This window comes from Pseudomonas sp. CFBP 13719 (assembly GCF_014842095.1).
In the GTDB taxonomy this organism is placed as follows: Bacteria; Pseudomonadota; Gammaproteobacteria; order Pseudomonadales; family Pseudomonadaceae; genus Aquipseudomonas.
On the sequence record NZ_JACYVB010000009.1, the window covers coordinates 40435 to 65056 of the forward strand.

At 64.0% G+C, this 24622-nt stretch carries 22 protein-coding genes; 14 read left to right on the forward strand and 8 right to left on the reverse strand.

Annotated features, from left to right (window positions below):
• Positions 1–35: 35 nt before the first annotated feature.
• The 3 genes from IFT57_RS22720 (at position 36) to IFT57_RS22730 (ending at position 3405) form a co-directional block, all read left to right on the forward strand.
• Positions 36–1112 carry a DUF748 domain-containing protein gene (locus tag IFT57_RS22720; protein WP_122795220.1) on the forward strand — a complete coding sequence of 359 codons (1077 nt, stop codon included), beginning with the start codon at positions 36–38 and terminating at the stop codon, positions 1110–1112.
• 238 nt (positions 1113–1350) lie between these two features.
• The gene (locus IFT57_RS22725; RefSeq protein ID WP_192152746.1) at positions 1351–2196 is read left to right on the forward strand and encodes an AAA family ATPase; all 846 of its coding nucleotides are present in this window, start codon (positions 1351–1353) and stop codon (positions 2194–2196) included.
• Positions 2197–2226: 30 nt separating this feature from the next.
• Positions 2227–3405 (forward strand): vWA domain-containing protein, encoded by a 1179-nt coding sequence (locus IFT57_RS22730; RefSeq protein WP_122795222.1) that lies wholly within the window; start codon positions 2227–2229, stop codon positions 3403–3405.
• Positions 3406–3468: 63 nt separating this feature from the next.
• Here the strand turns inward: IFT57_RS22730 and IFT57_RS22735 are convergent, their stop codons facing one another.
• The 3 genes from IFT57_RS22735 to IFT57_RS22745 are packed head-to-tail and all read right to left on the reverse strand — an operon-like array spanning position 3469 to position 5346.
• The gene (locus tag IFT57_RS22735; protein ID WP_192152747.1) at positions 3469–4008 is read right to left on the reverse strand and encodes a DUF2937 family protein; all 540 of its coding nucleotides are present in this window, start codon (positions 4006–4008) and stop codon (positions 3469–3471) included.
• Positions 4009–4050: 42 nt separating this feature from the next.
• Positions 4051–4833 carry a class II glutamine amidotransferase gene (locus IFT57_RS22740; RefSeq protein ID WP_122795224.1) on the reverse strand — a complete coding sequence of 261 codons (783 nt, stop codon included), beginning with the start codon at positions 4831–4833 and terminating at the stop codon, positions 4051–4053.
• 30 nt (positions 4834–4863) lie between these two features.
• On the reverse strand, positions 4864–5346 hold the full coding sequence (locus IFT57_RS22745) for an MFS transporter (RefSeq protein WP_192048328.1): 483 nt from the start codon (positions 5344–5346) through the stop codon (positions 4864–4866).
• A gap of 120 nt (positions 5347–5466) precedes the next feature.
• On the opposite strand from IFT57_RS22745, the gene IFT57_RS22750 reads away from it, so the two are divergent.
• Positions 5467–7521, forward strand: coding sequence for a S9 family peptidase (locus IFT57_RS22750; RefSeq protein WP_192152748.1), 2055 nt, complete (start codon positions 5467–5469; stop codon positions 7519–7521).
• A 249-nt stretch (positions 7522–7770) separates the two neighbouring features.
• On the opposite strand, the gene IFT57_RS22755 is transcribed toward IFT57_RS22750, so the two are convergent.
• Complete coding sequence (locus IFT57_RS22755) at positions 7771–8049, reverse strand: hypothetical protein (RefSeq protein WP_082484675.1); 279 nt, start codon at positions 8047–8049, stop codon at positions 7771–7773.
• Positions 8050–8133: 84 nt separating this feature from the next.
• Here IFT57_RS22755 and IFT57_RS22760 point away from each other — a divergent pair, with 84 nt between their 5' ends.
• The 5 genes from IFT57_RS22760 to IFT57_RS22780 all read left to right on the forward strand — a co-directional run bounded on the left by IFT57_RS22760 (position 8134) and on the right by IFT57_RS22780 (position 14177).
• On the forward strand, positions 8134–8814 hold the full coding sequence (locus IFT57_RS22760) for a spermidine synthase (protein WP_192152749.1): 681 nt from the start codon (positions 8134–8136) through the stop codon (positions 8812–8814).
• 249 nt (positions 8815–9063) lie between these two features.
• On the forward strand, positions 9064–9723 hold the full coding sequence (locus tag IFT57_RS22765; RefSeq protein ID WP_192048333.1) for a DUF1120 domain-containing protein: 660 nt from the start codon (positions 9064–9066) through the stop codon (positions 9721–9723).
• Between the two features lie 235 nt (positions 9724–9958).
• Entirely contained in the window at positions 9959–10684 is a 726-nt protein-coding gene (locus IFT57_RS22770; RefSeq protein WP_192152750.1) for a fimbria/pilus chaperone family protein, read from the forward strand.
• Positions 10684–13056 (forward strand): fimbria/pilus outer membrane usher protein, encoded by a 2373-nt coding sequence (locus IFT57_RS22775; RefSeq protein ID WP_192152751.1) that lies wholly within the window; start codon positions 10684–10686, stop codon positions 13054–13056. The genes IFT57_RS22770 and IFT57_RS22775 overlap by 1 nt, the downstream gene beginning before the upstream one ends.
• Complete coding sequence (locus IFT57_RS22780; protein WP_192152752.1) at positions 13053–14177, forward strand: DUF1120 domain-containing protein; 1125 nt, start codon at positions 13053–13055, stop codon at positions 14175–14177. Before IFT57_RS22775 ends, IFT57_RS22780 begins: the two co-directional genes overlap by 4 nt.
• A gap of 7 nt (positions 14178–14184) precedes the next feature.
• On the opposite strand, the gene IFT57_RS22785 is transcribed toward IFT57_RS22780, so the two are convergent.
• Together IFT57_RS22785 and IFT57_RS22790 are read right to left on the reverse strand one after the other, a co-directional pair.
• On the reverse strand, positions 14185–14835 hold the full coding sequence (locus IFT57_RS22785; RefSeq protein WP_192152753.1) for a DUF1120 domain-containing protein: 651 nt from the start codon (positions 14833–14835) through the stop codon (positions 14185–14187).
• 182 nt (positions 14836–15017) lie between these two features.
• On the reverse strand, positions 15018–15674 hold the full coding sequence (locus IFT57_RS22790; protein WP_192152754.1) for a DUF1120 domain-containing protein: 657 nt from the start codon (positions 15672–15674) through the stop codon (positions 15018–15020).
• Positions 15675–15901: 227 nt separating this feature from the next.
• Between IFT57_RS22790 and dapE the strand changes: the two genes are divergently transcribed.
• The 5 genes from dapE (at position 15902) to IFT57_RS22815 (ending at position 21405) form a co-directional block, all read left to right on the forward strand.
• A complete protein-coding gene (gene dapE, locus IFT57_RS22795; RefSeq protein ID WP_192152755.1) occupies positions 15902–17053 on the forward strand; it encodes a succinyl-diaminopimelate desuccinylase in 1152 nt (383 codons plus the stop codon).
• The gene (locus IFT57_RS22800) at positions 17053–17865 is read left to right on the forward strand and encodes a putative RNA methyltransferase (RefSeq protein ID WP_192152756.1); all 813 of its coding nucleotides are present in this window, start codon (positions 17053–17055) and stop codon (positions 17863–17865) included. The genes dapE and IFT57_RS22800 overlap by 1 nt, the downstream gene beginning before the upstream one ends.
• Before the next feature lie 12 nt (positions 17866–17877).
• Positions 17878–18255, forward strand: a complete 378-nt coding sequence (locus IFT57_RS22805; protein WP_192152757.1) for a hypothetical protein — start codon at positions 17878–17880, stop codon at positions 18253–18255.
• Between the two features lie 204 nt (positions 18256–18459).
• Positions 18460–20943 carry a glycerol-3-phosphate 1-O-acyltransferase PlsB gene (gene plsB, locus IFT57_RS22810; RefSeq protein WP_192152758.1) on the forward strand — a complete coding sequence of 828 codons (2484 nt, stop codon included), beginning with the start codon at positions 18460–18462 and terminating at the stop codon, positions 20941–20943.
• A 60-nt stretch (positions 20944–21003) separates the two neighbouring features.
• On the forward strand, positions 21004–21405 hold the full coding sequence (locus IFT57_RS22815) for a YbaY family lipoprotein (protein ID WP_192152759.1): 402 nt from the start codon (positions 21004–21006) through the stop codon (positions 21403–21405).
• 19 nt (positions 21406–21424) lie between these two features.
• On the opposite strand, the gene IFT57_RS22820 is transcribed toward IFT57_RS22815, so the two are convergent.
• Complete coding sequence (locus tag IFT57_RS22820) at positions 21425–23614, reverse strand: TonB-dependent receptor (protein ID WP_192152760.1); 2190 nt, start codon at positions 23612–23614, stop codon at positions 21425–21427.
• 137 nt (positions 23615–23751) lie between these two features.
• Positions 23752–24534, reverse strand: coding sequence for a class I SAM-dependent methyltransferase (locus IFT57_RS22825; protein ID WP_342030374.1), 783 nt, complete (start codon positions 24532–24534; stop codon positions 23752–23754).
• Between the last annotated feature and the right edge of the window lie 88 nt (positions 24535–24622).

The following is a 24622-nucleotide window of genomic DNA, read 5'->3' on the forward strand; positions in this document are numbered from 1 at the left end:
AGTCAATCGCTAACTATCGTTCTGGAGATCCTGCCATGAAACGTCGTTACAGCTGGCCACTATGGACCGTGACCGGCCTGGTCGTATTGGTGCTGGCGCTGCACATTGCCCTGCCCTATCTGGTGCGCGACTACTTGAACGACAAGCTGGCCGACATGGGTGACTACAAGGGCCGCGTCAGCGACGTCGACCTGGCCTGGTGGCGCGGCGCCTATCAGATCAACGGCCTGCAGATCGTCAAGACCTCCGGCAAAGTGCCCGTGCCGCTGCTCGATGCGCCGGTGATCGATATCGCGGTGAGCTGGCACGCCCTGTGGAACAAGCATGCTGTGGTCGCACATGTAGAGTTCCTGCACCCCGAGCTCAACTTCGTCGACGGTGGTACCAACAAGCAGGCCACCCAGACCGGTGCCGGCACCGACTGGCGCGACCAGATGAACAAGCTGCTGCCGATCACCTTGAACGAAGTGCGGGTCAACGATGGCAAGATCAGCTTCCGCAATTTCTCGTCCAAACCCCAGGTCAACCTCAGCGCCACCCAGGTCAACGCCAGCCTGTACAACCTGACCAATGTCGAGGACCTCGAAGGCAAGCGCGATGCGCGTTTCGAAGGCCACGCAAAGCTGTTCGGCCAGGCCCCCATTGAAAGCACCGCCACGTTCGATCCGTTCAGCAACTTCGAAGACTTCGAATTCCGCTTGCGCGCCACCGGCATCGAGTTGCGTCGGCTCAACGATTTCTCGGGTGCCTACGGCAAGTTCGATTTCAACGCCGGCAGTGGTGACATCGTGATCGAGGCCGACGCCGACAACGCCCGCCTGAGCGGTTACATCAAGCCGCTGTTGCACAATGTCGACGTGTTCAACTGGCAACAGGACGTCGAGAACAAGGACAAGGGCATCTTGCGCTCCATCTGGGAGGCCGTGGTCGGTGGGACCGAGACGGTTCTGAAAAACCAGTCGCAGAACCAGTTCGCGACCCGGGTCGAACTCAGCGGCAATGTGCATCGTCAGGACATCAGCCCATTGCAGGCGTTCTGGCAGATCTTGCGCAACGGATTCGTACAGGCTTTCAATGCACGCTATGAACAGGCGCCGCCCAAGCAGGAGTGAGGCGAGTGGCCCGGCCGACGTCTTCGCGGGCAGAGGGCTCAGCCGCTCTCCTTGGGTTTTCTCGTAGGAGCGGTCTTGGGCCGCGAACCAGGCGCCGCAGTTTATCTGGCGAACCGCGTGGCACCGTTCGCGGCCACAGACCGCTCCTACGGGGTTTGCGCCAAGCCTTCTGACACACCCCAAACAGCTCGTTGCGCTATATAGTCGGCCACTACTTTTGATCACCGAGGACAGCCCCATGAAGTTCGAAGGCACTCCCGCCTATGTCGCCACCGACGACCTCAAGCTGGCGGTCAATGCCGCGATCACCCTGCAACGACCCCTGCTGGTCAAGGGCGAACCGGGCACTGGCAAAACCATGCTGGCCGAACAACTGGCCGAGTCGTTCGGCGCGCGCTTGATCACCTGGCACATCAAATCCACGACCAAGGCCCACCAGGGGCTGTACGAGTACGATGCGGTCAGCCGCCTGCGCGACTCGCAGCTGGGCGTGGACAAGGTCCACGATGTGCGCAACTACCTGAAGAAAGGCAAGCTGTGGGAGGCGTTCGAGGCGGACGAGCGCGTCATCCTGCTGATCGACGAAATCGACAAGGCCGACATCGAGTTCCCCAACGACCTGCTGCAGGAACTCGACAAGATGGAGTTCTATGTCTACGAGACCAACGAAACCATCAAGGCCCGTCACCGCCCGATCATCATCATTACCTCCAACAACGAAAAAGAGCTGCCCGACGCATTCCTGCGCCGCTGCTTCTTCCACTACATCGCCTTTCCCGACCGCCCGACCCTGCAACGCATCGTCGACGTGCACTACCCCGACATCAAGAAAACCCTGGTGGCCGAAGCCCTGGACGTGTTCTTCGATGTGCGCAAGGTGCCCGGCCTGAAAAAGAAGCCTTCCACCTCCGAGCTGGTCGACTGGCTAAAACTGTTGATGGCCGACAACATTGGCGAAGCCGTGCTGCGCGAGCGTGATCCGACCAAGGCCATCCCACCGCTGGCCGGGGCACTGGTCAAGAACGAACAGGACGTGCAATTGCTCGAACGCTTGGCGTTCATGAGCCGGCGCGGCAATCGCTGATCCCCCTTTTCGACTGCGAGGGCGTGCGCCATGCTGCTCAACCTGTTCAATGAAATGCGCGCGGCCAAGGTACCGGTGTCACTGCGTGAGCTGCTCGACCTGATCAATGCCCTGGAACAGCGGGTAACGTTCGCCGACATGGACGAATTCTACTTTCTGGCGCGGACAATCCTGGTCAAGGACGAACGTCATTTCGACAAGTTCGACCGGGCATTTTCAGCCTACTTCAATGGTCTGCAGAACCTCGATCAACACCTCGAAGCGCTGATCCCGGAAGAATGGCTGCGCAAGGAGTTCGAGCGCTCGTTGAGCGCCGAAGAACGTGCGCAGATCCAGTCCCTGGGCGGGCTGGACAAGCTGATCGAAGCCTTCAAGCAGCGCCTGGAAGAACAGAAAGGCCGGCATGCCGGCGGCAGCAAGTGGATCGGCACCGGCGGCACCAGTCCGTTCGGCTCCGGTGGCTATCACCCCGAGGGCATTCGCGTGGGCGATGCCGGCGAGCGCCAGGGCAAGGCGGTGAAGGTGTGGGACCAGCGCGAGTACCGCAACCTGGACGACGGTGTGGAACTGGGTACGCGCAACATCAAGGTGGCACTGCGTCGATTGCGTCAGTTCGCCCGGCAAGGGGCGGCCGAAGAGCTGGACATCGACGGCACCATCGATCACACCGCACGCGATGGCGGGCTGCTCAACATCCAGTTGCGTCCCGAGCGGCGCAACAACGTGAAGCTGTTGCTGCTGTTCGATATCGGCGGTTCGATGGACGCCCACGTGAAGGTCTGCGAGGAGCTGTTCTCGGCCTGCCGTACCGAGTTCAAGCACCTCGAGTATTTCTACTTCCACAACTGTGTCTACGAGACGGTCTGGAAGGACAACCAGCGGCGCAACGCCGAGCGCATCAGCACCCACGACCTGCTGCACAAGTACGGCCCCGACTACAAGGTGGTGTTCATCGGCGATGCGGCGATGGCACCTTACGAGATCACTCATCCGGGCGGCAGCGTCGAGCACTGGAACGAGGAGGCTGGGCTGGTGTGGTTGCAGCGGTTCATGCAGACCTACCGCAAGCTGATCTGGATCAATCCCTACCCCGAGAACACCTGGGGGTACACAGCGTCGACGCACATCATTCGCGATCTGGTGGAACAGCGAATGTTCCCATTGACCCTGAGTGGGTTGGAGGACGGGATGCGCTACTTGGCCAAGTGAGAGGTATTGCGTGAGGTTGTTCGCGGCCACTGACCGCTCCTACGGTGAAGGTAGGAGCACGCTCTAGCGTTCGCGGCGCACCAGGGGTTCGGCCACGGGTTTGGCGCGGCGACGGCCGAACCACAGGGTCCAGCCGATGAACAGGATGATGCATTCCACCACCCAGGCCAGCAGCAGGGCACAGGCAATGCCCCAGGCGATTGCCTCGGGTGCCAGCAGCACCTGATAGCTGTAGCCATTCAAGGTTTCCTGACGCAATTGCGGATCGGCCTTGGCCAGCACGTGCCAGGCTTTCGCATACCAAGGCCCCTGCAGCGCTTGCCACTCGCGTTCCAGCAACTGATTGCGGGCCAGCAGTGCGCCGATGCTGGCGGCGTCGCTGCGGAACACCGGGTCTTCGCTGGCACGGTAGTGCGCCACCAGCGCCTGCAGGTCGCCATTGAAGAAGCGCTGCGCAGTCTCGCTGAAACCCCGCAGGCTCTGCTGCGCTTCGAGCCGATGGGCCTCGACCCGCTGGCTGTAGTCGTTGATCACGCCGGGCACTTGCACACCCACCAGCAAGCCGACGGCAAACAGCACAAGTCGCAGGTAGCTTCGCAGCATGAACGTCCTCTCAGTCAAAGGTGGCAGGGCCACGGTGGGGTGTCAGGCAGGCTGCGCCTGTCCGGTGGCCACGCACTCGCCCTGGCGCCACAGGCCCCAGTTGCCGGGCGCGTAGCGGTTCCAGGTTTCGTTCTCGGTCAGCGGCTCGGTGGCGATCACCGTCACCACATCGTCAGGCGTGGTCTCGGCCTGGAAATCGACGATCACGTCCACGTCTTTGAGGCGTGCCGGACCGAAAGGTGCCCGCCGGGTGATGTGCACCAGCTTGGTCGAACAGAAGCAGAACAGCCAGTCGCCATCGCTGAGCAGGCAGTTGAATACACCCTGCCCACGGTACTGCTCGCAGGCCTGCACCAGGATAGGCAGCAGGCGCTCGAACTCGACCGGTTCGGGAAAGGATTCGCGGACGCGGTTGAGCAGGTCGCAGAACGCCGCTTCGCTGTCGGTATCACCCACCGGACGATAGAAATCGGCGCGCGGGTCGAAATCGGCCAGCTGGCCATTATGGGCGAAGCACCAGTTACGTCCCCACAGTTCACGCACGAAGGGGTGAGTATTGGCCAGGCAGACCTTGCCGACGTTGGCCTGGCGAATGTGGCCGATGACCACTTCGCTCTTGATCGGGTAGCGCTGCACCAACTGCGCCACTTCCGATTCGCTGCTCGCGGTCGGGTCCTGAAACAGGCGCAGTCCGCGGCCCTCATAGAAGGCGATGCCCCAGCCGTCGCGGTGGGGGCCGGTGCGGCCGCCGCGCTGCATGAGGCCGGTGAAGCTGAAAACGATATCGGTCGGTACGTTGGCACTCATGCCCAGAAGTTCACACATGCACGGTACTCGAGACGATGGAACGTGGATTCAGATGCGCGGTTCAACCCGCAGGTTGTCCCGTGGCGGCGTGGGCACGGGGCGCTCTTCGCGTTCTTCAACGCCACGTGCGCGGCTTCGATCGTCGCCCTCGCGCTGCGCGGCGGCGTCTACCTCGGCCTGCGCCAGGCGCCGGGCCTGGGCCTTGCGCAGGAACGGCAGGCGCACCAGGGCGAAAATAACGTACACGCCCAAGGCAATCACTGCGGCCATGGCCAGGTCGGAAATCGCACCCCAGGCACTGCCGCCCATCTTGAACAGCAGTTCCAGGGCGCTGATGGCCACGGCCGGCGCCAGCAGGTCGCGAGCCGGGTCGACCACGGTGGGCGTCAGCAGCAGCACCACGCCCAGCAGGCGCAATGGCTCGCGCAGGTAGCGCCACATCCAGCGGGTGATACGAAACCACACCAGAATGCAGCCCAGGGCGGCGAAGGCGTAGATACCCCAGGCGAGGAAATAGTCGTTCTCGGTCATGGTGTCCGTGGCATGGCAGGCAAATAGGCGCTTATGATAACGGCTTTTCGTCTGCCCGGCGCTGCTGTTGTCGTGCCCCCGGGGCACGCACCGCCAGCGCCCGCGCCAAGAGAGCCGCTCATGTCCCAGCCTATCGTCGCCCCCATCGCCCATGTCGCCGCCGGTGACGACCCCTACGCCTGGCTGCAGGCGCGCGACCACGCCGACGTGCTCGACTACCTCAAGGCCGAGAACGCCTGGCAGGAGGCACAGCTGGCCGACCAGGCCGAGCTGCGCGAGCAGTTGTTCGAGGAAATAAAGGGGCGCATCCGCGAAACCGACCTGTCCCTCGCCTCGCCGTGGGGGCCATGGCTGTACTACACCCGCACCACCGCCGGCGACGAGTACCCGCGGCACTATCGCTGCACACGCCCGGACGACGGCACCACCCAGGTCGATGAGCATTCCGAGCAGTTGCTGCTGGACCCCAACGTGCTGGCCAAGGGCGGCTTCCTGTCGATGGGTGCATTCAACATCAGCCCCGACCACCAGCGCCTGGCCTACAGCCTGGACACCAGTGGCGACGAAATCTACCGCCTGTTCGTCAAGGAGCTGGCCACCGATACGGTAGTGGAACTGCCCTTCGACGACTGCGACGGCAGCATGACCTGGGCCAACGACAGCCAGACCCTGTTCTTCGGTGAACTGGACGAGACCCACCGCCCTCACCGGCTGCACCGCCATACCTTGGGCAGCGATGGCGCCGAGCAGGTGTTCGAGGAGAACGACGGGCGCTTTTTCCTGCACTGCTACCGTTCCAGCTCCGAGCGCCAGCTGATCCTGCTGCTCAACAGCAAGACCACCAGCGAAGCCTGGGTGCTGGATGCCGACCAGCCTGCAGGGGATTTCACCTGCCTGGCGCCAAGGGTCGAGGACCATGAATACTATCCGGATCACGGCCAACTCGACGGTGCTTGGACCTGGTTCATCCGCAGCAACCAGTCGGGCATCAACTTCGCCCTGTACCAGGCTGCCGACACCGGCGCGGCACCGACTCGCGAGCAGTGGCGAACGCTGATCGCGCACCGTGACGATGTGATGCTCGAAGGGGTTACCCTCAATGTCGCTGCCTTTACCTTGAGCCTGCGGGCACGTGGCCTGCCGATCATCGAGGTACATGCCCAGGGTCTGGCGCCCTACCCTGTGCAACTGCCGGATGCCGCATACAGCCTGTATGTGTCCGACAGCCTGGAATTTGCCAGCGAGCAGATTCGCTTGCGCTACGAGGCCTTGAACCGGCCTGGCCAGGTTCGTCAACTGAACCTGCGCGACGGTGCCCAGGTGGTGCTCAAGCAGACCCCGGTGCTGGGTCGGTTCGATGCCGACGACTATGTCAGCCAGCGCCTCTGGGCTACCGCCGCTGACGGCACTCAGGTGCCGATCAGCCTGGTGATGAAGAAAGCCTTCGTTGGGCAGGCCACGCCGCTGTACCTGTATGGCTACGGCGCCTACGGCGAGAGCCTGGATCCGTGGTTTTCCCATGCGCGGTTGAGTTTGCTGGACCGCGGCATTGCCTTTGCAATCGCCCATGTGCGCGGCGGCGGCGAGTTGGGCGAGGCGTGGTATCGGGCGGGCAAGCAGGAACACAAAGGCAATACCTTCAGCGATTTCATCGCCTGTGCCGAACACTTGATCGAGCAAGGGCTGACGCGCGCCGAGCAGCTGGTCGTCAGTGGCGGCAGCGCGGGCGGCCTGTTGATCGGCGCCGTGTTGAACCAGCGTCCGCAGCTGTTCCAGGCGGCGGTGGCGGAGGTGCCGTTCGTGGATGTGCTCAACACCATGCTCGACCCCGACCTGCCGCTGACCGTGACCGAATACGACGAGTGGGGCAACCCGCAGGAGCCTGAGGTGCACGCGCGCATCAAGGCTTACGCGCCGTACGAGAACGTCACCGCGCAGGCGTATCCGCACGTGCTGGTAATCGCCGGCTACAACGACAGCCGTGTGCAGTACTGGGAAGCGGCAAAATGGGTAGCGCGCTTGCGTGCGCGCAAGACCGACGACAACCTGCTGCTGCTCAAGACCGAACTGGGCGCCGGCCACGGCGGCATGAGCGGCCGTTACCAGGGCCTGCGCGACGTGGCGTTGGAATATGCCTTCGTGCTCAAGGCCTTGGGGACACCCAAACAATCTTGATGTGGCGTACCTGAAGGAACGCGGTGAGCCCGGACGCGGCTTGCGCCGCTGCTACAGGGGGTCGTGGTGTGCCGGGTGCGGTCGGCCTGAAGAAACGCGGTGAACCCGGACGCGGCTTGCGCCGCTGCTACAGGGTTCGCGGCGCATCGGATGCGGTGGGGATTGCGGGGTTTCAGGCGGCTTGTAACCCCCTGTAGCAGCGGCGCGAGCCGCGTCGGCGGTGAATGCGGTATGCCGGGGAAAACGCGATCAACCGCCGGGGGACTTGGGCTTGACCGGAGTTGGCGGGGTGTCCTGACGCTCGGGTTCGGGGACGTTCTCGGCCTTGGGTGGTGCAGGCAACGGTATGGGCGGCAGCAACGGCGGCGAATTGCTCATGCCCTCGCCGCCATGGGTCGACGGCACGGTGACCTGTGGATAGGGGGTTGGCGTGGGTGTACCCGGCGATCCCGGGGGCAGCGACGAGGCCGATGCGACACCGGCACACAGGGCAACACATGCAAAGACCGATACACTGCGCAACTTCATTGAACACCCCAAGGCCTGACTGCCTGTTCCGATGACACAGGCTACTACCATGGCACTACCTTGTCCTCCTTCCGAGATTGACCGATGAAACGCTTCGTACTGCTCGACACCACACCGATCCCCGATAACGGCGGTGCGCTCTGCCTGTTCGAGTACGGCGAAGACTTCGTCATCAAGATTCAGGGCGGTGACGGCGGGCAACTGATGAACACCCGCATGCACGGTTCCGAAGACGCCCTGGCCGAGATCCCCTGCCGCAAGGTGGCCGGGCGGCCGAATTCGCGGGTGCTGATCGGCGGGCTGGGCATGGGTTTCACCCTGGCTTCGGCGCTCAAGCACCTGGGAAAGACCGCCGAGGTGGTGGTCGCCGAACTGGTTCCGGGCGTGGTCGAATGGAATCGCGGGCCGCTGGGCGAAAAAGCCGGCAATCCACTGGCCGATCCGCGCACGGTCATCCGCCTGGAAGATGTCGCCAAGGTGCTGCAGGCCGAGCCGGCCGGCTTCGATGCGATCATGCTGGACGTCGACAACGGCCCCGAAGGCCTCACCCAGAAGGCCAACAGCTGGCTCTATTCGAGCGGCGGCTTGGCAGCCTGCGCCAGGGCGCTGAGATCCAAGGGCGTACTGGCCGTGTGGTCGGCAAGCGCCGACCGCCAGTTCAGCGACAAACTGCGCAAGGCCGGCTTCAAGGCAGAGGAAGTGCAAGTATTCGCCCACGGCAACAAGGGCACCCGTCATACCATCTGGATCGCCCAGAAAATCTGACCCAACTGCGCCATAGGAGCGGTCCGTGGCCGCGAAGCACGCACCGCGGTCCGCCAGACGCACCGCGGCGCCTGCTTCGCGGCCAATGACCGCTCCTACGATGAGAGGCAAATTCGTGTCTGGCTGTGGAAATCAGCTAGGAAGTTTCACTGCAAACTTCTGAAACAGCTCACTGACGGTATGCCCTGCCCCTTCTAGAGTCGGCGATGTTGCGTTGTGCAACGACCCCTAGCCAATCTGGAAGCCTTCATGAACCTATTATCCCGCCTGATGAGCGGTGCCGCTGTGCTGGCCGTATTGCCGGTTGCCATGGCAGCATCGACAGTTGATTTCACTGTCACCGGAACGATCGTGCCGGCAGCGTGTACGCCCGTCTTGAGTACCAGCGAGTTCAACCACGGCCGCATTTCCAAAGCGGATCTGAACCAAGATCAATACACGAGTTTTTCCGGAAAAGGAAAAACGGGCACGCTGTCCATTACCTGTACAGCACCTACGGTTTACGCGATCAAAGGTATCGACAACCGAGCTGACTCTGCTGTGCGCTACTCCAATGTGGTCTCGCCGTATGGCATTGGATTTACACCGATGAATGAAAAGATCGGCGCGCACTATCTAGAGATATCCGTACGCGGATCGACGCTTGACGGCGGCGCCGCACTGCTGATGACCGCCGCATCACTTGGCTCCCCATGGAGCGCGCCGGCGACCTCCGAGAAAAACATTCGCAACGATGGACGGTTGATCGGGCTGGCGAAGACGGTGGATACCCGCGACAGTCCCAGCGCTGTCGAAGTCGCCGTGCTCACACTGCGTTCCTATCTGGAAATCGCACCGGCCAAGGGGCTGACGCTCACCGATGAGGTTGCCCTCGACGGCGCCGCCACCGTCGAAGTCGTCTACCTCTAACAGGAGGGCGCTGCGGTGGTTCCGAGATCCGCCGAGCCGCACTTTCCATCAATCCTACGGTACTCGCCAACCTTTCCCCTGCCCAACACGGAAGGGTCCGAGTCGCAGCCTGGCGGATTGCTTTTAGAGTACCGCAGCCTCCGCGCAGCCCCATCGCCCCACAAGATCTTCCCGGCACTGCGGTGCCGAGGAAGGCGTGGCCGTCTTCCTTGCATCTTCCTGCCTGGAGTGCCTGATGAATCGTCGCCTCACCCGCCTCCTACTTCGATGCGTGTGCATCGCCGCCCTGCTGACCTGCAGCCCTGGGCTTTTCGCCGACGGCATGATCCCGGAAACCTCGGTGGTCATCGTTTACGAAGGCAAAACCGAGGCCGCCATCAAAGTGACCAATAGCGACCAGAATCCAGCGCTGCTGCATGTCACCCTGGAACACATCCCCGAAGACAAGGCACCGTTGCTGTTCGTCACCCCACCCATTGCACGGGTCGAAGCGGGAGAATCGCAGTTGGTGCGCTTCATCCTGTCCAACCCCGAGCCACTGACCACCCAGCGCCTGAAAAGGGTGATCTTCGAAGGCCTGGCACAGAGTAGTCAGCCGGCTACCCCCGGAGAGGCACGGGTGTCGGTGAACGTGCGGCAGAACCTGCCGGTGATCCTCCATCCCAAGGGTCTGGCAAAGAACGCCGAGCCCTGGAAAGGCCTGCACTGGTCGCTGCACGACGGCCAGTTGACGGTCGCCAACCCCACCCCCTATGTCGTGCGCCTGTCCCAGGAACTGCACAGCCTGCCAAGCCAGACCCCGTGGCAACTGCCGCGCAGCTACGTTTTGCCCGGCGACACCTTGACCCTGCCCGGCAATGCGTCGGCGGCCGCCGATGGGCAGATCCGTTTCACCCCTGCCACCGTGTACGGTTTTGCCGTAGGCACCCATGAGGCGACCCTGAACCAAGGCGCGCCTTGATGACCGCGGTCAGACGCAGCACCTTGTCCGCGCTGACGTTAGCGCTGTATACCCAGGCGGCACACGCGACGCCGTTCGACAGCGAAACCCTGCGCCTGCGGGGCATCGACCCTAGCCTGGCCGCCTACTTGAGCCAGACCGCGCGATTCACCGAAGGCGTGCACGCCGTGCGCCTTTGGGTCAATGGCCAGCCCAAAGGGATTGTCCAGGCCCGCTTCGACGCGGCAGGCGCTCTGTGTATCGACCAGGCCGTGCGCGACGCGGGTGAGCTGATCGACACCGGGCCGACCTGCAGCGATTTCCTCGGGCAATTTCCGCAGACCCTGGTCGAGCTGATGCCACAGGCCGGTGAGGTCAGGCTGTTGGTACCCGCACCCGCGTTGCGCAGCGCATCTGCCGACCTCCCGGCCTTTACCCGAGGTGGGGTTGCCGGCCTGCTCAACTATGACGTGCAGGGCCTGTACAACCAGTTCAATGGTCAACGCAGCCGGTTTCTTTCGGCCAACACCGAGGCTGGCGTCAATGCAGGCGATTGGATCCTGCGCAGCCGTCAGTTCTATAGCTCGGTGCAGGGCAAAGCGAACCTGCAGCACATGGAAGCCTATGCGCAGCGCACCTTCAGCGACCAGCAGGCGATGCTGCAGTTGGGCCAGATCAACCTGAGCAACCCGGTGCTCGCCGGCGCGCGCGTCACCGGCGCGCAGTGGATGAGCGAACCGGCGCTCGGCGGCAGCGGCCGTGGCGCTCGGGTGCAGGGCATTGCGGCTACCCAGGCGCGGGTGGACGTTCGCCAGAGCGGCGTGCTGATCTATTCCACCGTGGTGCCGGCCGGACCTTTCGAGCTCAGCGATATTCCTCAGCTGGATCGGCGCAGAGACTTGGACGTCACGGTGATCGAGGCCGATGGCGAACGTCGCACCTTTACTGTCCTGGCGGCTACTCTGGGCCTGGACTTGCCTGCACGGGGCTTTGCGCTGGGCATTGGCCAGCTGCGCGACAGCGGTCGCAGCGCCCGGGAGCCTTGGGTACTGAGCGCCGGTGGCAGCTATCCGCTGGCCCCCGCCGCCAGTTTCAGCGGCGGTGCCCTCATCGCCCAAGGGTATAACGCCGGCGGCGCCGGATTGAACCTTGAACCCTGGCCCGGCGCGCGAGCGCAGGGCCAGGTGCAGGCCGCACATGCCAGCGAATCGGACGACCAAGGGTTGCAGGGCAGCATCAGCCTCAATCAGCAGCTCGGCGATCGCTGGTCGGCTCTACTCAGCGCCGGTCGGCAGACGGTCGGCTATCGAGAACTGATCGACAGTGCGTGGAATCAGACCGCGGACCTGAGCAGCCGCCCGCGCGACCAGTACGCTTTAGGCCTGGCCTGGAGCCATCCCTGGACGGGCAGCCTGAGCGGCACGTGGTCCACCGCCACGGCTTTTGACGGGCAACGCTCCAGTCGGGCCCAAGTCAACTGGGGGCGACGGCTCGGCCCCGTGTCCCTGACCGCTACCGGGCAATGGCAGCTGGCCGGCGACGGTGGCCTGGGCAACGCCTTGTATGTCAGCGCCAGCCTGCCCCTGGGTGACGGCTTGAACTGGCGTTCGACCGCCCGCAACGACAGCACCGGCATCCGCCTGGGCAGCGGTGTGCAAGGCCGCTGGGACGAGCGCACTCAGTACCGAGTCGCCGCCGAGCGCGCCAGTCGCACCGGCGAGGTGAGCTACAACGGCGGCATCTCGCGGCTGACCCAGGCCAGTCAACTGGACGTCGGCTATGCCAACTACGGCAGCGACAGCCATGGCTACAGTGGCGCTGCACGAGGCGCCGTGGTGCTGCACGAAGACGGCGTCACCCTGTCGCCCTATCCGTTGCAGGACACCTTTGGCCTGCTGACCCTGGAGAATGTCGCGAACGTGCAGATCGATACCCCCGGCGGCAGCGTGTGGACCGACCGCAAGGGCCGCGCCGTGTTGCCGCAACTGGCACCGTTCGGTCGCAGCAACGTGCAGGTGGCTACCGCCTCGTTACCGCGTAACGTCGACGTGCACCAAGGCGCCGCTACCCTCCAGGTCTCGCGTGGCGCCGTGCCGCGGATCACGTTTGGCGTGGAGGTCACGCGACGCCTGCTGCTTCAGGTGCAGGACGAAGCCGGGCGGCGCCTCAACCGTGGCACGGGCGTCACCGATGCTCAGGGCCAACTGGTGACACTGGTGCAGGAAGACGGCGCGGTCTTCGTGCCCAATGTCCACGCGAGCCCGCAATTGTGGAGCCGCACGGTGGACGAGCAGCCCTGCCGTTTGCAGTTCGAGCTGCCGGCCAGCGCCGATACCCAGGCCTATTACGAGCAGAGCGTGGCGCAGTGCCGCGTCGAGGAGCGCGAATCATGAACCGTCGCATCAGCCTGGCAGGGCTGCTGGCCATCGCCTTGGCAGCGCCGTTGCAGGCACTGGCGCAGGCATGCAGCCTGTCGCTCAGCCCGACCGACATCGACCTGGGTCAATTCAATCGCACGACCGTGCAGCTGGAGTCCGGCGAGTTGCCGCTGCCGCCGCGTCGACTCAGCCTGAGCGTACTGTGTGAAACCGAACAGGATCTGACGCTTGCCTATCGGGCCAGCCAGTTCTCGAACCAGGGCTATGCCTTGGGTTCGCAAGGCGCCTACCGTCTGCGCGTGCTGCAGGCATCGGTGGACGATCAGCCCGTACAGTGGGGCCAGGTGGCGGCCGCTGTGCCACCGGTTGCAACCCGCACCGGCGCGGCGGCGCTGGAAGGGGACCAGCCACTGCAGCCGCTGCGGGGCGGCCGCGCGGTGAGGGGCAAACACCTGCAGGCGCAGATCGAACTGCAGGCCACGCTGGCCCCTACCGTGCTGGCCGCCAGCGACGCCCATGAGCTGTCGGCCAGCGGCAGTTTCGACATTGTCGGTCAACAAAAGCCATTGCTGGTGAGGGCCGGGTTCGCTCCAGCGGCGTGTCGGCCCTCCCTGGGGGGCAACGCGAACGTGAACTTCGGTCGCATTGGCATGGCCGACCTGCGGCGCGAATCGGTCACCACGTTCAGCCGGCAAACGGTGCTGGAAGTGGACTGCGACGCACCAACGCGCTTCGCTATCCGCGCGTTGGATAACCGGGCCGGCTCCGTCAGCGACCAGCTTCTGGCTGCCGCTCCGACGTTGTTCGGCATCGGCCGCACGGCGGACGGTCAGGCCTTGGGCGGTTTCACTGCTCGGCTGGGCGCGGGGATCGGTCGTGACGGCAGCAGTGCTTACCCCTTGCTCGGAGACGCTTCTGCGCAAACCTGGCGACCGCACCCCGATGGATGGCTGCGCAGTGACGGCCAGCCCACTGCGCTCGGGCGACAAGCGACACCCGGCGTCGCCCCCGGCGCCTGGTCGGGGCTGTCACTGCCGCTGACCGTCGAACTGCACCTGGCACCAGCCCGAGGGCTGGACGTGCGCCAGGAAACCCCGATCGACGGCTCGGCCACACTGGAGATCCTCTACCTGTAGCGCATGCTTACAGGTAGACCAGCTCCACGGTGACGTGTCCGTCCAAGGGCACGGCATCGGTCACGGTCAGGCTGCGCGCAGGAGCGATAACGCCATGGGCGCGGATGCCCAGCTGGGCCATTCGTACCACTACGGCACCGGTGTCTACGCCGACACGGTCGACCAGCCCCAATAAACTGCCGTCGGTAGGCAGCGCCATCGGCTGGGCGGTAGAAGTGCTCCACAGGCTGCCGGTACGATCGCCGAGGCTGAGAAATACACGACGGCCATCGACGGTCGAACGTGCTGGATCGACTTGCAGATGATACGCGCCAATCTGCTCATCCGCCGCCGTGCGGCCCATACCCAGTCGACCAGCAATGCCGGAGTCATAGGCTGAACCGGCGCGGTTGTCCACCAGGCGCAGACCATACAAGGTCGGTGTGCCGCACTGAATCGTCAGGTTCGGCGTGTGCTCGATCATCGCGGTAGGCCGCTCGGGGTGCAGGTCGGCCGAACTCACGGTGCCGAAGTGCAGCGTGCTGACACTCAGGATGGGCGTGCAAGCGCTGGGAACGAGCGTTCCGGTGACTTGAATATCCACAGTGGAAGCGCAGAAAGCAGGCGTGGTGAAGCCGAGCGCCAGCATGGCGGTCAGCGTCCGAAAGCCAGGATGCATGATGTTGTCCCTCACTGTCCGATGAGCTGACCGGCACGGGAAACCGGTCACGCTCTTCAGGCTGAAGGGGAAGTTTCCCCTTTGAAAGAGGAAATTTCTGAAGAAAGGTAAATCTGTTCCTACGAAAGATCTTGGTACAGGTAGATCTGACTGCACCTAGTTCTTCCTTCACGTAGTTCTTCCTACAAATAGAACAACTCAAGGGTAGCGGCACCGGCCAAGGGCACTTCAGCGTCCAACGTCAAACTGTCGGTCGGCGCGATGGTCAGGTAGGACACCAGGGTCAGCACGGCGTCCTTTGCCGGCATGGGTCCGCCGCCGTCGATTTTCCGGCTGGCCAGACCAATGAGCTGACCATCGTTGCGCAAGCTGCGCGCACGGCGTTCGGCGGCGGACCAGGCATTGCCAGTGGGGCTGCCTATCAACAGCAGAACCGGTTCGCCATCCAGGCTCGAGCCTTCAGGATCTATACGTAGCCTGTAAGAGCCGATTTTCTCGTTCTTGCTGGTCAAGCCCAGCCCGAAACGGCTGCCATCGATGTTTTCCAGGACTGAATCGGCGCGATTGTCCACCGCACGAAGCGCATAAGCGGTAGCGGCTTCGCAATTTATGTTCAACGTTGAGGTACGGGCACGATCGAGCAGGACGGTGGGCGCTGAAGCAAGCAGGTCGCGGGTATACAACCGCCCATGATCGAAAAGCGCGTTGCTCAGGGTAGGTGTGCAGCCACCCGGCACGATCGAACCGGTGACGGTAATGTCCACCGACGGCGCGGCGACGGCCGTGGCGATGGAGGTGAGCAGCGTGGCAAGCAGGGTAATGCGGGTAACGGCGTTCATGTCGTTGTCTCAGGCTATGCGCTCGCGTGAAGGAGGTGGCGCGTGCGGCATGGTGATAGCCACGCGCGGGTCAAGACATGAGAGATCGGCCACTGCACCCGACGAAGGTGCGCGCAGCGGTGTAGGTCCTGGGACGCGAAAGCGCCGCCAGCGGGCGTGCGGTGTTGGCCCATGCGTTTTTGCTTTACCATATCGCCCCTTTGCCCGCCCCTGCTTCCGGAGTTTCCATGACGGCCGCCGCCGACCTTTCGCCCACGCTGCAGCTCGCCTGCGACCTGATCCGCCGCCCTTCGGTCACGCCCCTGGACGCCGATTGTCAAAAGCTGATGATGCAACGCCTGGGGCAGGCCGGCTTTGCGCTGGAGCCGATGCGCATCGAAGAGGTGGATAACTTCTGGGCCACTCACGGTACCCAGGACGGTCCGGTGCTGTGCTTCGCCGGGCATACCGACGTGGTGCCCACCGGCCCCACCCAGGCCTGGCAGATCGCTCCGTTCGAGGCTGTGATCGACGCGCAGGGCATGCTCCACGGGCGCGGCGCGGCCGACATGAAGGGCAGTCTGGCCGCCATGCTGGTAGCCGCCGAGCGCTTCGTCGGCGACCATCCAAACCATCGCGGGTCGGTGGCCTTCTTGATCACCAGCGATGAAGAAGGCCCGGCCCATCACGGTACCAAGGCGGTGGTCGAGCGCCTGGCCGCGCGCAACGAGCGACTGGACTGGTGCATCGTCGGCGAGCCGTCGAGCACCGCCCTGGTTGGCGATGTGGTCAAGAACGGCCGTCGCGGCTCTCTCGGCGCGACTTTGACCGTGCGCGGCGTGCAGGGCCATGTGGCGTATCCTCATCTGGCCCGCAATCCGATCCATCTGGCCGCCCCGGCGCTGGCCGAGCTTGCCGCCGAGCATTGGGACGACGGCAACGCGTTCTTCCCACCGACCAGCTTCCAGGTGTCCAACCTAAACAGCGGCACGGGCGCCACCAACGTCATTCCCGGTGAACTGACGGCGGTGTTCAACTTCCGTTTCTCCACCGAGTCCACGGTCGAAGGCCTGCAGCAGCGCGTGGCCGCGATTCTCGACAAGCATGGCCTGGACTGGCATGTGGAATGGGCGCTGTCTGGCCTGCCATTCCTGACCGAGCCAGGTGCGCTGCTGGACGCGGTGGCCGCGAGCATCAAGAACGTCACTGGCCGTGAAACCCAGGCCTCCACCAGCGGCGGTACCTCCGATGGGCGCTTCATCGCCACCCTCGGCACCCAGGTAGTCGAGCTGGGCCCGGTCAACGCCACGATCCACCAGGTCAACGAACGCATCCTGGCCAGCGACCTCGATGTGCTGACCGAGATCTACTACCAGACCCTCGTCGAGTTACTCGCCTGATGCTTACCTGCCCCCTCTGTACCGCCATGCTGGCCAATGCCGACAACGGCATGGTCTGCCCCAGCGGCCACCGTTTCGACCGCGCGCGCCAGGGCTACCTGAATCTACTGCCGGTGCAGCACAAGAACAGCCGCGACCCCGGCGATAACCAGGCCATGGTCGAAGCCCGCCGCGACTTCCTCAACGAAGGCCACTACGCGCCCGTGGCCCAGCGCCTGGCCGAGCTTGCAGCCGAACGCTGGCCACGGCGCTGGTTGGACATCGGCTGCGGCGAAGGGTACTACACCGAACAGATCGCCCAGGCCCTGCCGCGCGCCGACGGGTATGCCCTGGACATCTCCCGCGAGGCGGTCAAGCGCGCCTGCAAGCGTGCGCCGTCCGTGCATTGGCTGGTCGCGAGCATGGCGCGCGTACCGCTGGCCGATGCCAGCTGTCAGTTTCTGACCAGCGTGTTCAGCCCGCTGGACTGGGACGAAGCCAAGCGCCTGCTGGCGCCGGGGGGCGGTCTGATGCGTGTGGGGCCCACCAGCGGCCACCTGATGGAGCTGCGCGAGCAGCTGTATGACGAAGTACGCGACTACGTCGACGACAAACACCTGTCGCAGGTGCCCGAGGGCATGCAGCATGCCCACCATGAAACCTTGACCTTCAAGCTCAAGCTGATCGACGCGCAATCGCGCGCCAACTTGCTGGCGATGACCCCCCATGGCTGGCGCGCCAGCGCCGAGCGACGCGCCGCGGTGATCGAACAGCCGCGGCCGCTCGTGGTCACGGTATCCATGCGCTACGATTATTTTGTGCGTCAAGACTGAGCGAGCCTACCCATGCGCCAACCTGATATCGAGATTTACCTCAAGGACGCCGACGTCGATCACAAGGCCATCGCCGCCTGGCTCGGCCAGGCCCTGGGCCCCTGCAGCGACTGGCAGCAGAAAGGCCAGACCTGGAAGTGCCAGGCGGGCGACGTGCCGGTCACCTGGCTGCCCAAGGCCGTGGGCAAGTGGAACAGTCTGTACCTGGAGAGCGACGCCACGCCTTGGGATGACGACGTGGCCTGCGCGCGTGCCGCTTTCAAGGCGCTCAATGTCGAGGTGCGCTGCGCGCCGGGCAGCTGGGTGGAAGAAGAAGGCGAAGAACATGCCGACCGCTGGATCCGTATCAGCGACGACGGTGAAGAAGAGATTACCTGGCGTACCAGTTGATACACCGCGGTGCGGCTGTTCGCGGCCACTGGCCGCTCCTACAGAACCATTCGGGACCGCTGCGGGCAGGCCATGCAAAACCCCTGCAGGAGCGGCCAGTGGCCGCGAAAGAGCCCGTAGCCGCGCGAAGATATTCGCCGACACCCTGCATCACTTACCTCGGCAAAAGCCGGTAAAATAGCGTTTTCCCCCAAGCCCTGGCCTATGACCCGCTCACCTCTGCACCGCCTCGTGTTCGGCGCCTTGCGCCGCTTGCTGTACCTGTGGGTTCGGTCTGAAACCATCAACCAGTCCTCGTTCACCTTGAACCTGGATCGCAGCAGGCCCGTGCTGTACGCCTTGCAATCGCCCTCCCTGGCCGACCTTGCCGTGGTCGACCGCGAATGCAGCAAGGCCGGCCTGCCCCGCCCGGTGCTGCCCGTGGCCATCGGCGACCTCATGGAGCCCACGGCGGTGTTCTACCTGACCCCGGACCCGGATTGGCTCGGCCGTCAGAACAAGCGCGGCGCCCCGCCCACCCTGGCGCGGCTGGTCACGGCACTGGCACAGAACGCCGGCGAAGATGCGCAGATCATCCCGGTGAGCGTGTTCTGGGGTCAGTCACCCGCGAGCGAGTCAAGCCCCTGGAAGCTGCTGTTCGCCGACAGTTGGGCCGTTACCGGCCGCTTGCGCAAGCTGGTCAGCATTCTGATTCTGGGGCGCAAGACCCGCGTGCAGTTTTCCGAGCCGATCCACCTGGCCGAACTGGTGCAGCAGAACAAGGGTCACGAGCGAACGGTGCGCATGGCCCAGCGCATCCTGCGCGTGCATTTCCGCAACCTGAAGACTGCGGTCATCGGCCCCGACATTTCCCATCGCCGCCATCTGGTCAAGGGTTTGGTGCGCGACCCGCTGGTGCGCCAGGCCATTGCCGAAGAAGCCGAACGCGAGCACATCACCGTGGAAAAAGCCGAGGCCCGGGCGTTGCACTACGGCAACGAAATCGCCTCGGACTACACCTACACCGCCATCCGCTTTCTGGAAGTGGTGCTCAGCTGGTTCTGGAACAAGATCTACGACGGCATCAAGGTCAACAATATCGACGGGGTGAAGGACGTTGCCCGCGGCAACGAGATCATCTATGTGCCGTGCCATCGCAGCCACATCGACTATCTGCTGCTGTCTTACCTGCTGTTCAAGAACGGCCTGACGCCACCCCATGTTGCCGCCGGCATCAACCTCAACATGCCTGTGATCGGCAGTCTGCTGCGACGAGGCGGAGCGTTTTTCATGCGTCGCACCTTCAAGGGCAATCCGCTGTACAGCGCCGTGTTCAACGAATACCTGCACACCCTGTTCACCAAGGGCTTTCCGGTGGAGTACTTCGTCGAGGGCGGCCGCTCGCGCACCGGACGCATGCTGCAGCCCAAGACGGGCATGCTGGCAATCACCCTGCGCAGCTACCTGCGTTCCTCGCGCACCCCGATCGTCTTCGTACCGGTGTACATCGGCTACGAACGCGTGCTGGAAGGCCGTACCTACCTGGGCGAGCTGCGCGGCGCGGCGAAGAAGAAAGAATCGATTCTCGACGTCTTCAAGGTCATCGGCGCACTCAAGCAGCGCTTTGGCCAGGTGGCGGTCAACTTCGGCGAGCCGATCAAGCTACAGGCCTTTCTCGATGAGCAGCAGCCTGGCTGGCGCGAGCAAGACCTGGCGCCGCAGTTCAAGCCCGACTGGCTGAACGAAACCACGCATCGCCTGGGTATCCGCGTCGCTCGCCACATGAACGAGGCTGCGGCCATCAACCCGGTGAACCTGGTGGCACTGGCACTGCTCTCGACCAGCAAGCTGGCCCTGGACGAAGGGGCGATGGAACGGGTACTCGACCTGTACCTGACCCTTCTGCGCCAGGTGCCCTACTCGCCTCATACCACCGTGCCCACGGGGGACGCCCGCAGCCTGATCGCTCATGTCCAGGGCATGCAGCTGCTGTCCGAGCAGAGCGATGCGCTGGGCAAAATCCTGTATCTGGACGAACAGCACGCGGTGCTGATGACCTATTACCGCAACAACGTGCTGCATATTTTCGCCCTGCCCGCATTGCTGGCCAGCTTCTTCCAGAGCACTTCGCGCATGACTCGCGAGCAGATCCTGCGCTACGCCCACGCGCTTTATCCCTATCTGCAGGCCGAACTGTTCATCCGCTGGAACCCTGAGCAGCTCGATGGCGTGATCGACCAGTGGTTGCAGGCGCTGGTCGAACACGGCTTGCTGCGCCTGGAAAACGGGGTCTATCTGCGCCCCGCACCGAGTTCGCGGCAATTCGTGCTGCTGACCTTGCTGTCGCGTGCCATTGCGCAGACCCTGCAGCGTTTCTACATGGCCATCGCCCTGTTGCTCAATGCCGGGCAGAACACCCTCAGCGCCGAAGAACTGGAAGACCTGTGCACCACCATGGCCCAGCGCCTGTCGATCCTGCACGGCCTGAACGCCCCGGAATTCTTCGACAAGAGCCTGTTCCGTCACTTCATTCAGACCCTGCTCGATCAAGGGGTACTGCGCCGCGATGCTCAAGGCAAGTTAAGCCACCACCCCATGCTCGAAGAACTGGCCGAAGGCGCTGCCAAACGCGTATTGCCCGCCGAAATACGCCTGTCGATCCGCCAGGTTGCGCTGCACCGTAGCGATGAGGCCGCCGATGGGCTGTGATCGCCGACGGTCTTTGCCTATGCTTTTGCCTGACGGCCGAATCTGCAAACGGAGATAACCATGAAACGCCTTTCACTGATCGTACTCAGCGCCCTGATCGGCGCCTGCAGCAGCCTGCAGCCCGCACCCAAGGCCACGCTCGAGGGGGAGGCGTTCTATCTGCAGCGCATTGCCTTGCCGCCCTCGGCAGTGTTGACCGTGAGCCTGCAGGACGTGTCACTGGCTGACGCACCTGCGATGGCCCTCGCCCGGCAGAGCGGCCCGATTACAGGCCAGGTACCGCTGCCGTTCAAACTTGAATACGACCCGGCTCAGGTCAAGCCGGGGCATCGCTATTCGGTGAGTGCCCGCGTTGAAGCCGACGGGCACTTGTTGTTCGTCAGCACCCAGCATCACGGCGTGACGCTGGATGGCAAGGATGAACAGCCGCTGCGTATCCGCATGGATGCCGCTTCGCGGTAACCCGGATTTGCGGCGGTGTTCAGAACCGATAGACGCTGCTCAGCACCGCCGCACGCCCGTCACCGAACTCCACGGCCGAGGAACGGGTATCGCTGCCGATGACCGTGCGCACCCGCTCGACGTACTTCTGGTCGGTCAGGTTGCTCAGGTTCAGCTGCAGTTCGAGGTTGTCGGATGCCCGGTAGCCCAGCATGGCATCGTGTACCCAGTAGGCATCGAGTTTGACTTGATCCTGGGAAGTCAGGTTGCGTTTGCCGACGTGGCGGATGCCGTAGGCCAGGATAATGTCGCTGGGAAGCTGATAGGCGGTCCACAGATTGAAAGATCGCGGCGCCGTGTTTTTCAGTGCCTGCCCCACGCGTTCGGGGTTGGCCAGCGATTTCAGTGTCTCGCTGCTCTGCAGGGTGTAATTGGCGAACACATGCCACTTCTCGCTCAACGCGCCCGTGGCTGCCAACTCCAACCCCTGCACGCGCTGCTTGCCGGCAAGCAGGTTGCTGCCGTCGCTCAGGCGCTCGCGCACGTTGTCCTTGACCACCCGGAACAGCGCGGCTTCCAGCTGCAGACGCTCATCGAGCAATTGCCACTTGGTACCCAGTTCCCAGGTCTTGCCCTTCTCGGGTTCCAGGCTCTGGGTGCTGTCGGACAGACCGGCGCCGTAGGTCAGCAGGTTCTCGGCCGATGGGTTGAACGAGGTGCCGTAGGCCACATAGAAGCGACCGTGCTCGGTGGGCTTGTAGACCAGACCGGCCCGTTGGCTGAACACGCCGTCCGTGGAGCCTGCCCGTGTCCGGACCCCGCTGGCGGAGCGATTGCTGGCCTGGGCCCGCATGTGGTCGTAGCGCAGGCCGAGGCTGACGTCCCACTGCTCGTCCAGGGCCAGAGTATCGAACACGTACAGCGCCCGATCGTCCATGCTGTTGTGCGCCACGCTGGTGGGCGACTTGACCTTCGGCCCGCTCCAGTAACCCGGTGGGTTGGCCAGATCGTAGCCGTCGGCCGGGTAGAAGGACTCCACGGCGTAGCCCGAGGCCTTGCGGTCGTAGATTTCGCGTGAAAGCTCCGCGCCGACCACCAGGGTATGGCCCAGGCCGAAGGTATCGAAGTGGCCGGTGAGGCTGGTCTGGTTCATGGCCAGGCGGGTGTGCACGTCGCGTCGATAGGCTTGCGGCCCTGCCGGCAGGTAACGCAGCGCCGGAAGCTTGGCCAGCCTGACATGGGAAGCGGACACGGTGGCATCGCGATCTACCTGGCTGAGGCGCGCAAGGTTCTGCACGCTCCAGTCCGGGTTCAGGTCGTGCTCGTACCTGACAGTCAGGCTGTCGGTGTCGGTGCGGTCCTGGTCCAGGTTGCGCCAGCCGTAGTAGTGACTGGTCTTGACCCCCGGCAGGCGCTTGCCATCGCGGGCAGGCACGCCGTAGTCGGGCACGCTGTCATCGCTCTGATGGAAATAGCTGAGCGTGAGGCGCGTGTCGCTGCCGTGCCCGAACATCAGCGATGGCGCCAGGCCCCAGCGCTGCTGCTCGATGCGATCGCGCCCCGGGACGTGGTTCTCGTGGGCCATCAGATTGAGACGAAACAGGGTGCCGTCGCCCAGGTCGTGCAACGGCTGGTTGGTGTCGAGGGTCAGGCGGCGATAGCGGTCGGTGCCGACACCTGCGCCCAGCTCGGTGAAGCTGTCGGCAACCGGCAGCTTGGTGATCAGGTTGATGGACCCGCCGGTGGTGCCCGCGCCGCCGAACACCGAGCTGGGGCCCTTGATGACCTCGACCTGTTCCAGGTTGAACAGGTCGCTGCGGCGGGTCTGCGCAGAGTCGCGCAGGCCGTCGATCTGCAGGTTGGCATTGGCGCTGAAACCGCGGATGTTGATGCTGTCTCCCGATCCGCCGCCGCCCTCGCCCGCATTGAACGAGATGCCGGAGACATTGGACAGTGCCCGGCGCAAGCTGAGGGCATTCTGCTCGCGCAGGATCTGGCGCGGGACGACGGTCACCGTTTGCGGCACGTCGAGCAGTGGCACGGCGTATTTGGCGGAAGCCGAACGCTGGACCTGGTAGGGTGGCGCGGCCTGCTTGCCGGTCACGCTCAGCTCGTCGAGCACCATCGATTCAGGCCCTTCGTGGGCATTGGCACCTGCGGCGCAGCCGATCAACGCCAGGCCCAGCGCCGAACGGCGGGGCAACGTGCAAACTCCTGTAGAACGGTACATGTATACAGCCTCACTACAAATGAGACTTGATTCTATTTGAGCGTACCGGGCGAAAACCGCCTCGGGAAAAATCAGGACCGATCCTACGCTTCGGCGGGCACTGAGGGTTGTCTTGGCCTACAAGCGGCGTCCATTGGTCACGTCGGCTTCAGCGCTTTCTTCGGGTAGATATCGTAGCGACTGGACTTGCCTTCCAGCGCATGGCTCGGTTTGCAACCCTCGATGCACGGCGCCTTGCGCGGTCGCTTGACCACTACCCGGTGGCTGGCCAGGGCCAGGGCGGCGGCCAGCAGGGCCGGTGCGTCCATGTCATCGCCTACCAGCGGCCGGAACAGGCGCATTTCCTTCTTCACCAGCGCGCTTTTTTCGCGGTGGGGGAACATCGGGTCCAGGTAGATCACCTGAGGCGCTTCGCCCTGCCACTGCTGCATGACCTCGATCGAGTTGCCCTTGAGCAGATGCATGCGTGCAACGACGGCGCCTACTTCCAGGTCACCCTGGGCACGGGCCAGTCCGTCCTCGAGCAACGCGGCGATGATCGGCTGGCGCTCTACCAGGCTCATCTCACAGCCCAGGCTGGCCAGCACGAATGCGTCCTTGCCAAGGCCGGCAGTGGCATCCAGTACCCGCGGGCGCACGCCAGGCTGCACGCCAACGGCCTTGGCGATCATCTGGCCGCTGCCACCGCCGTAGAGTCGACGATGGGCCACGGCACCCTCGACGAAATCCACTCGCACGGGCCCCGGAGCGTCCGCGCCCAGTTGTTGCAGTTGCAGGCCGGTATCGCCGACCTGCAAAGCGAAATCGGCGTCGGGCAAGTGGCGAGGCAGATGCAGGCGTTGCGCCCATTCTTCGGCTTGCGGTTCGCAGGCATCGTTCTGTGCCTGAACCTGGATGCGACCACCGGCTTGCTGCTCCACTGAAGATTCCTGTATCGAAAGGCTAAAAGATCGGCGCGTGCCGCCGATAAGAACTTTGCCAGGCATTTTGCCAGAGCCCAAGCGTGCC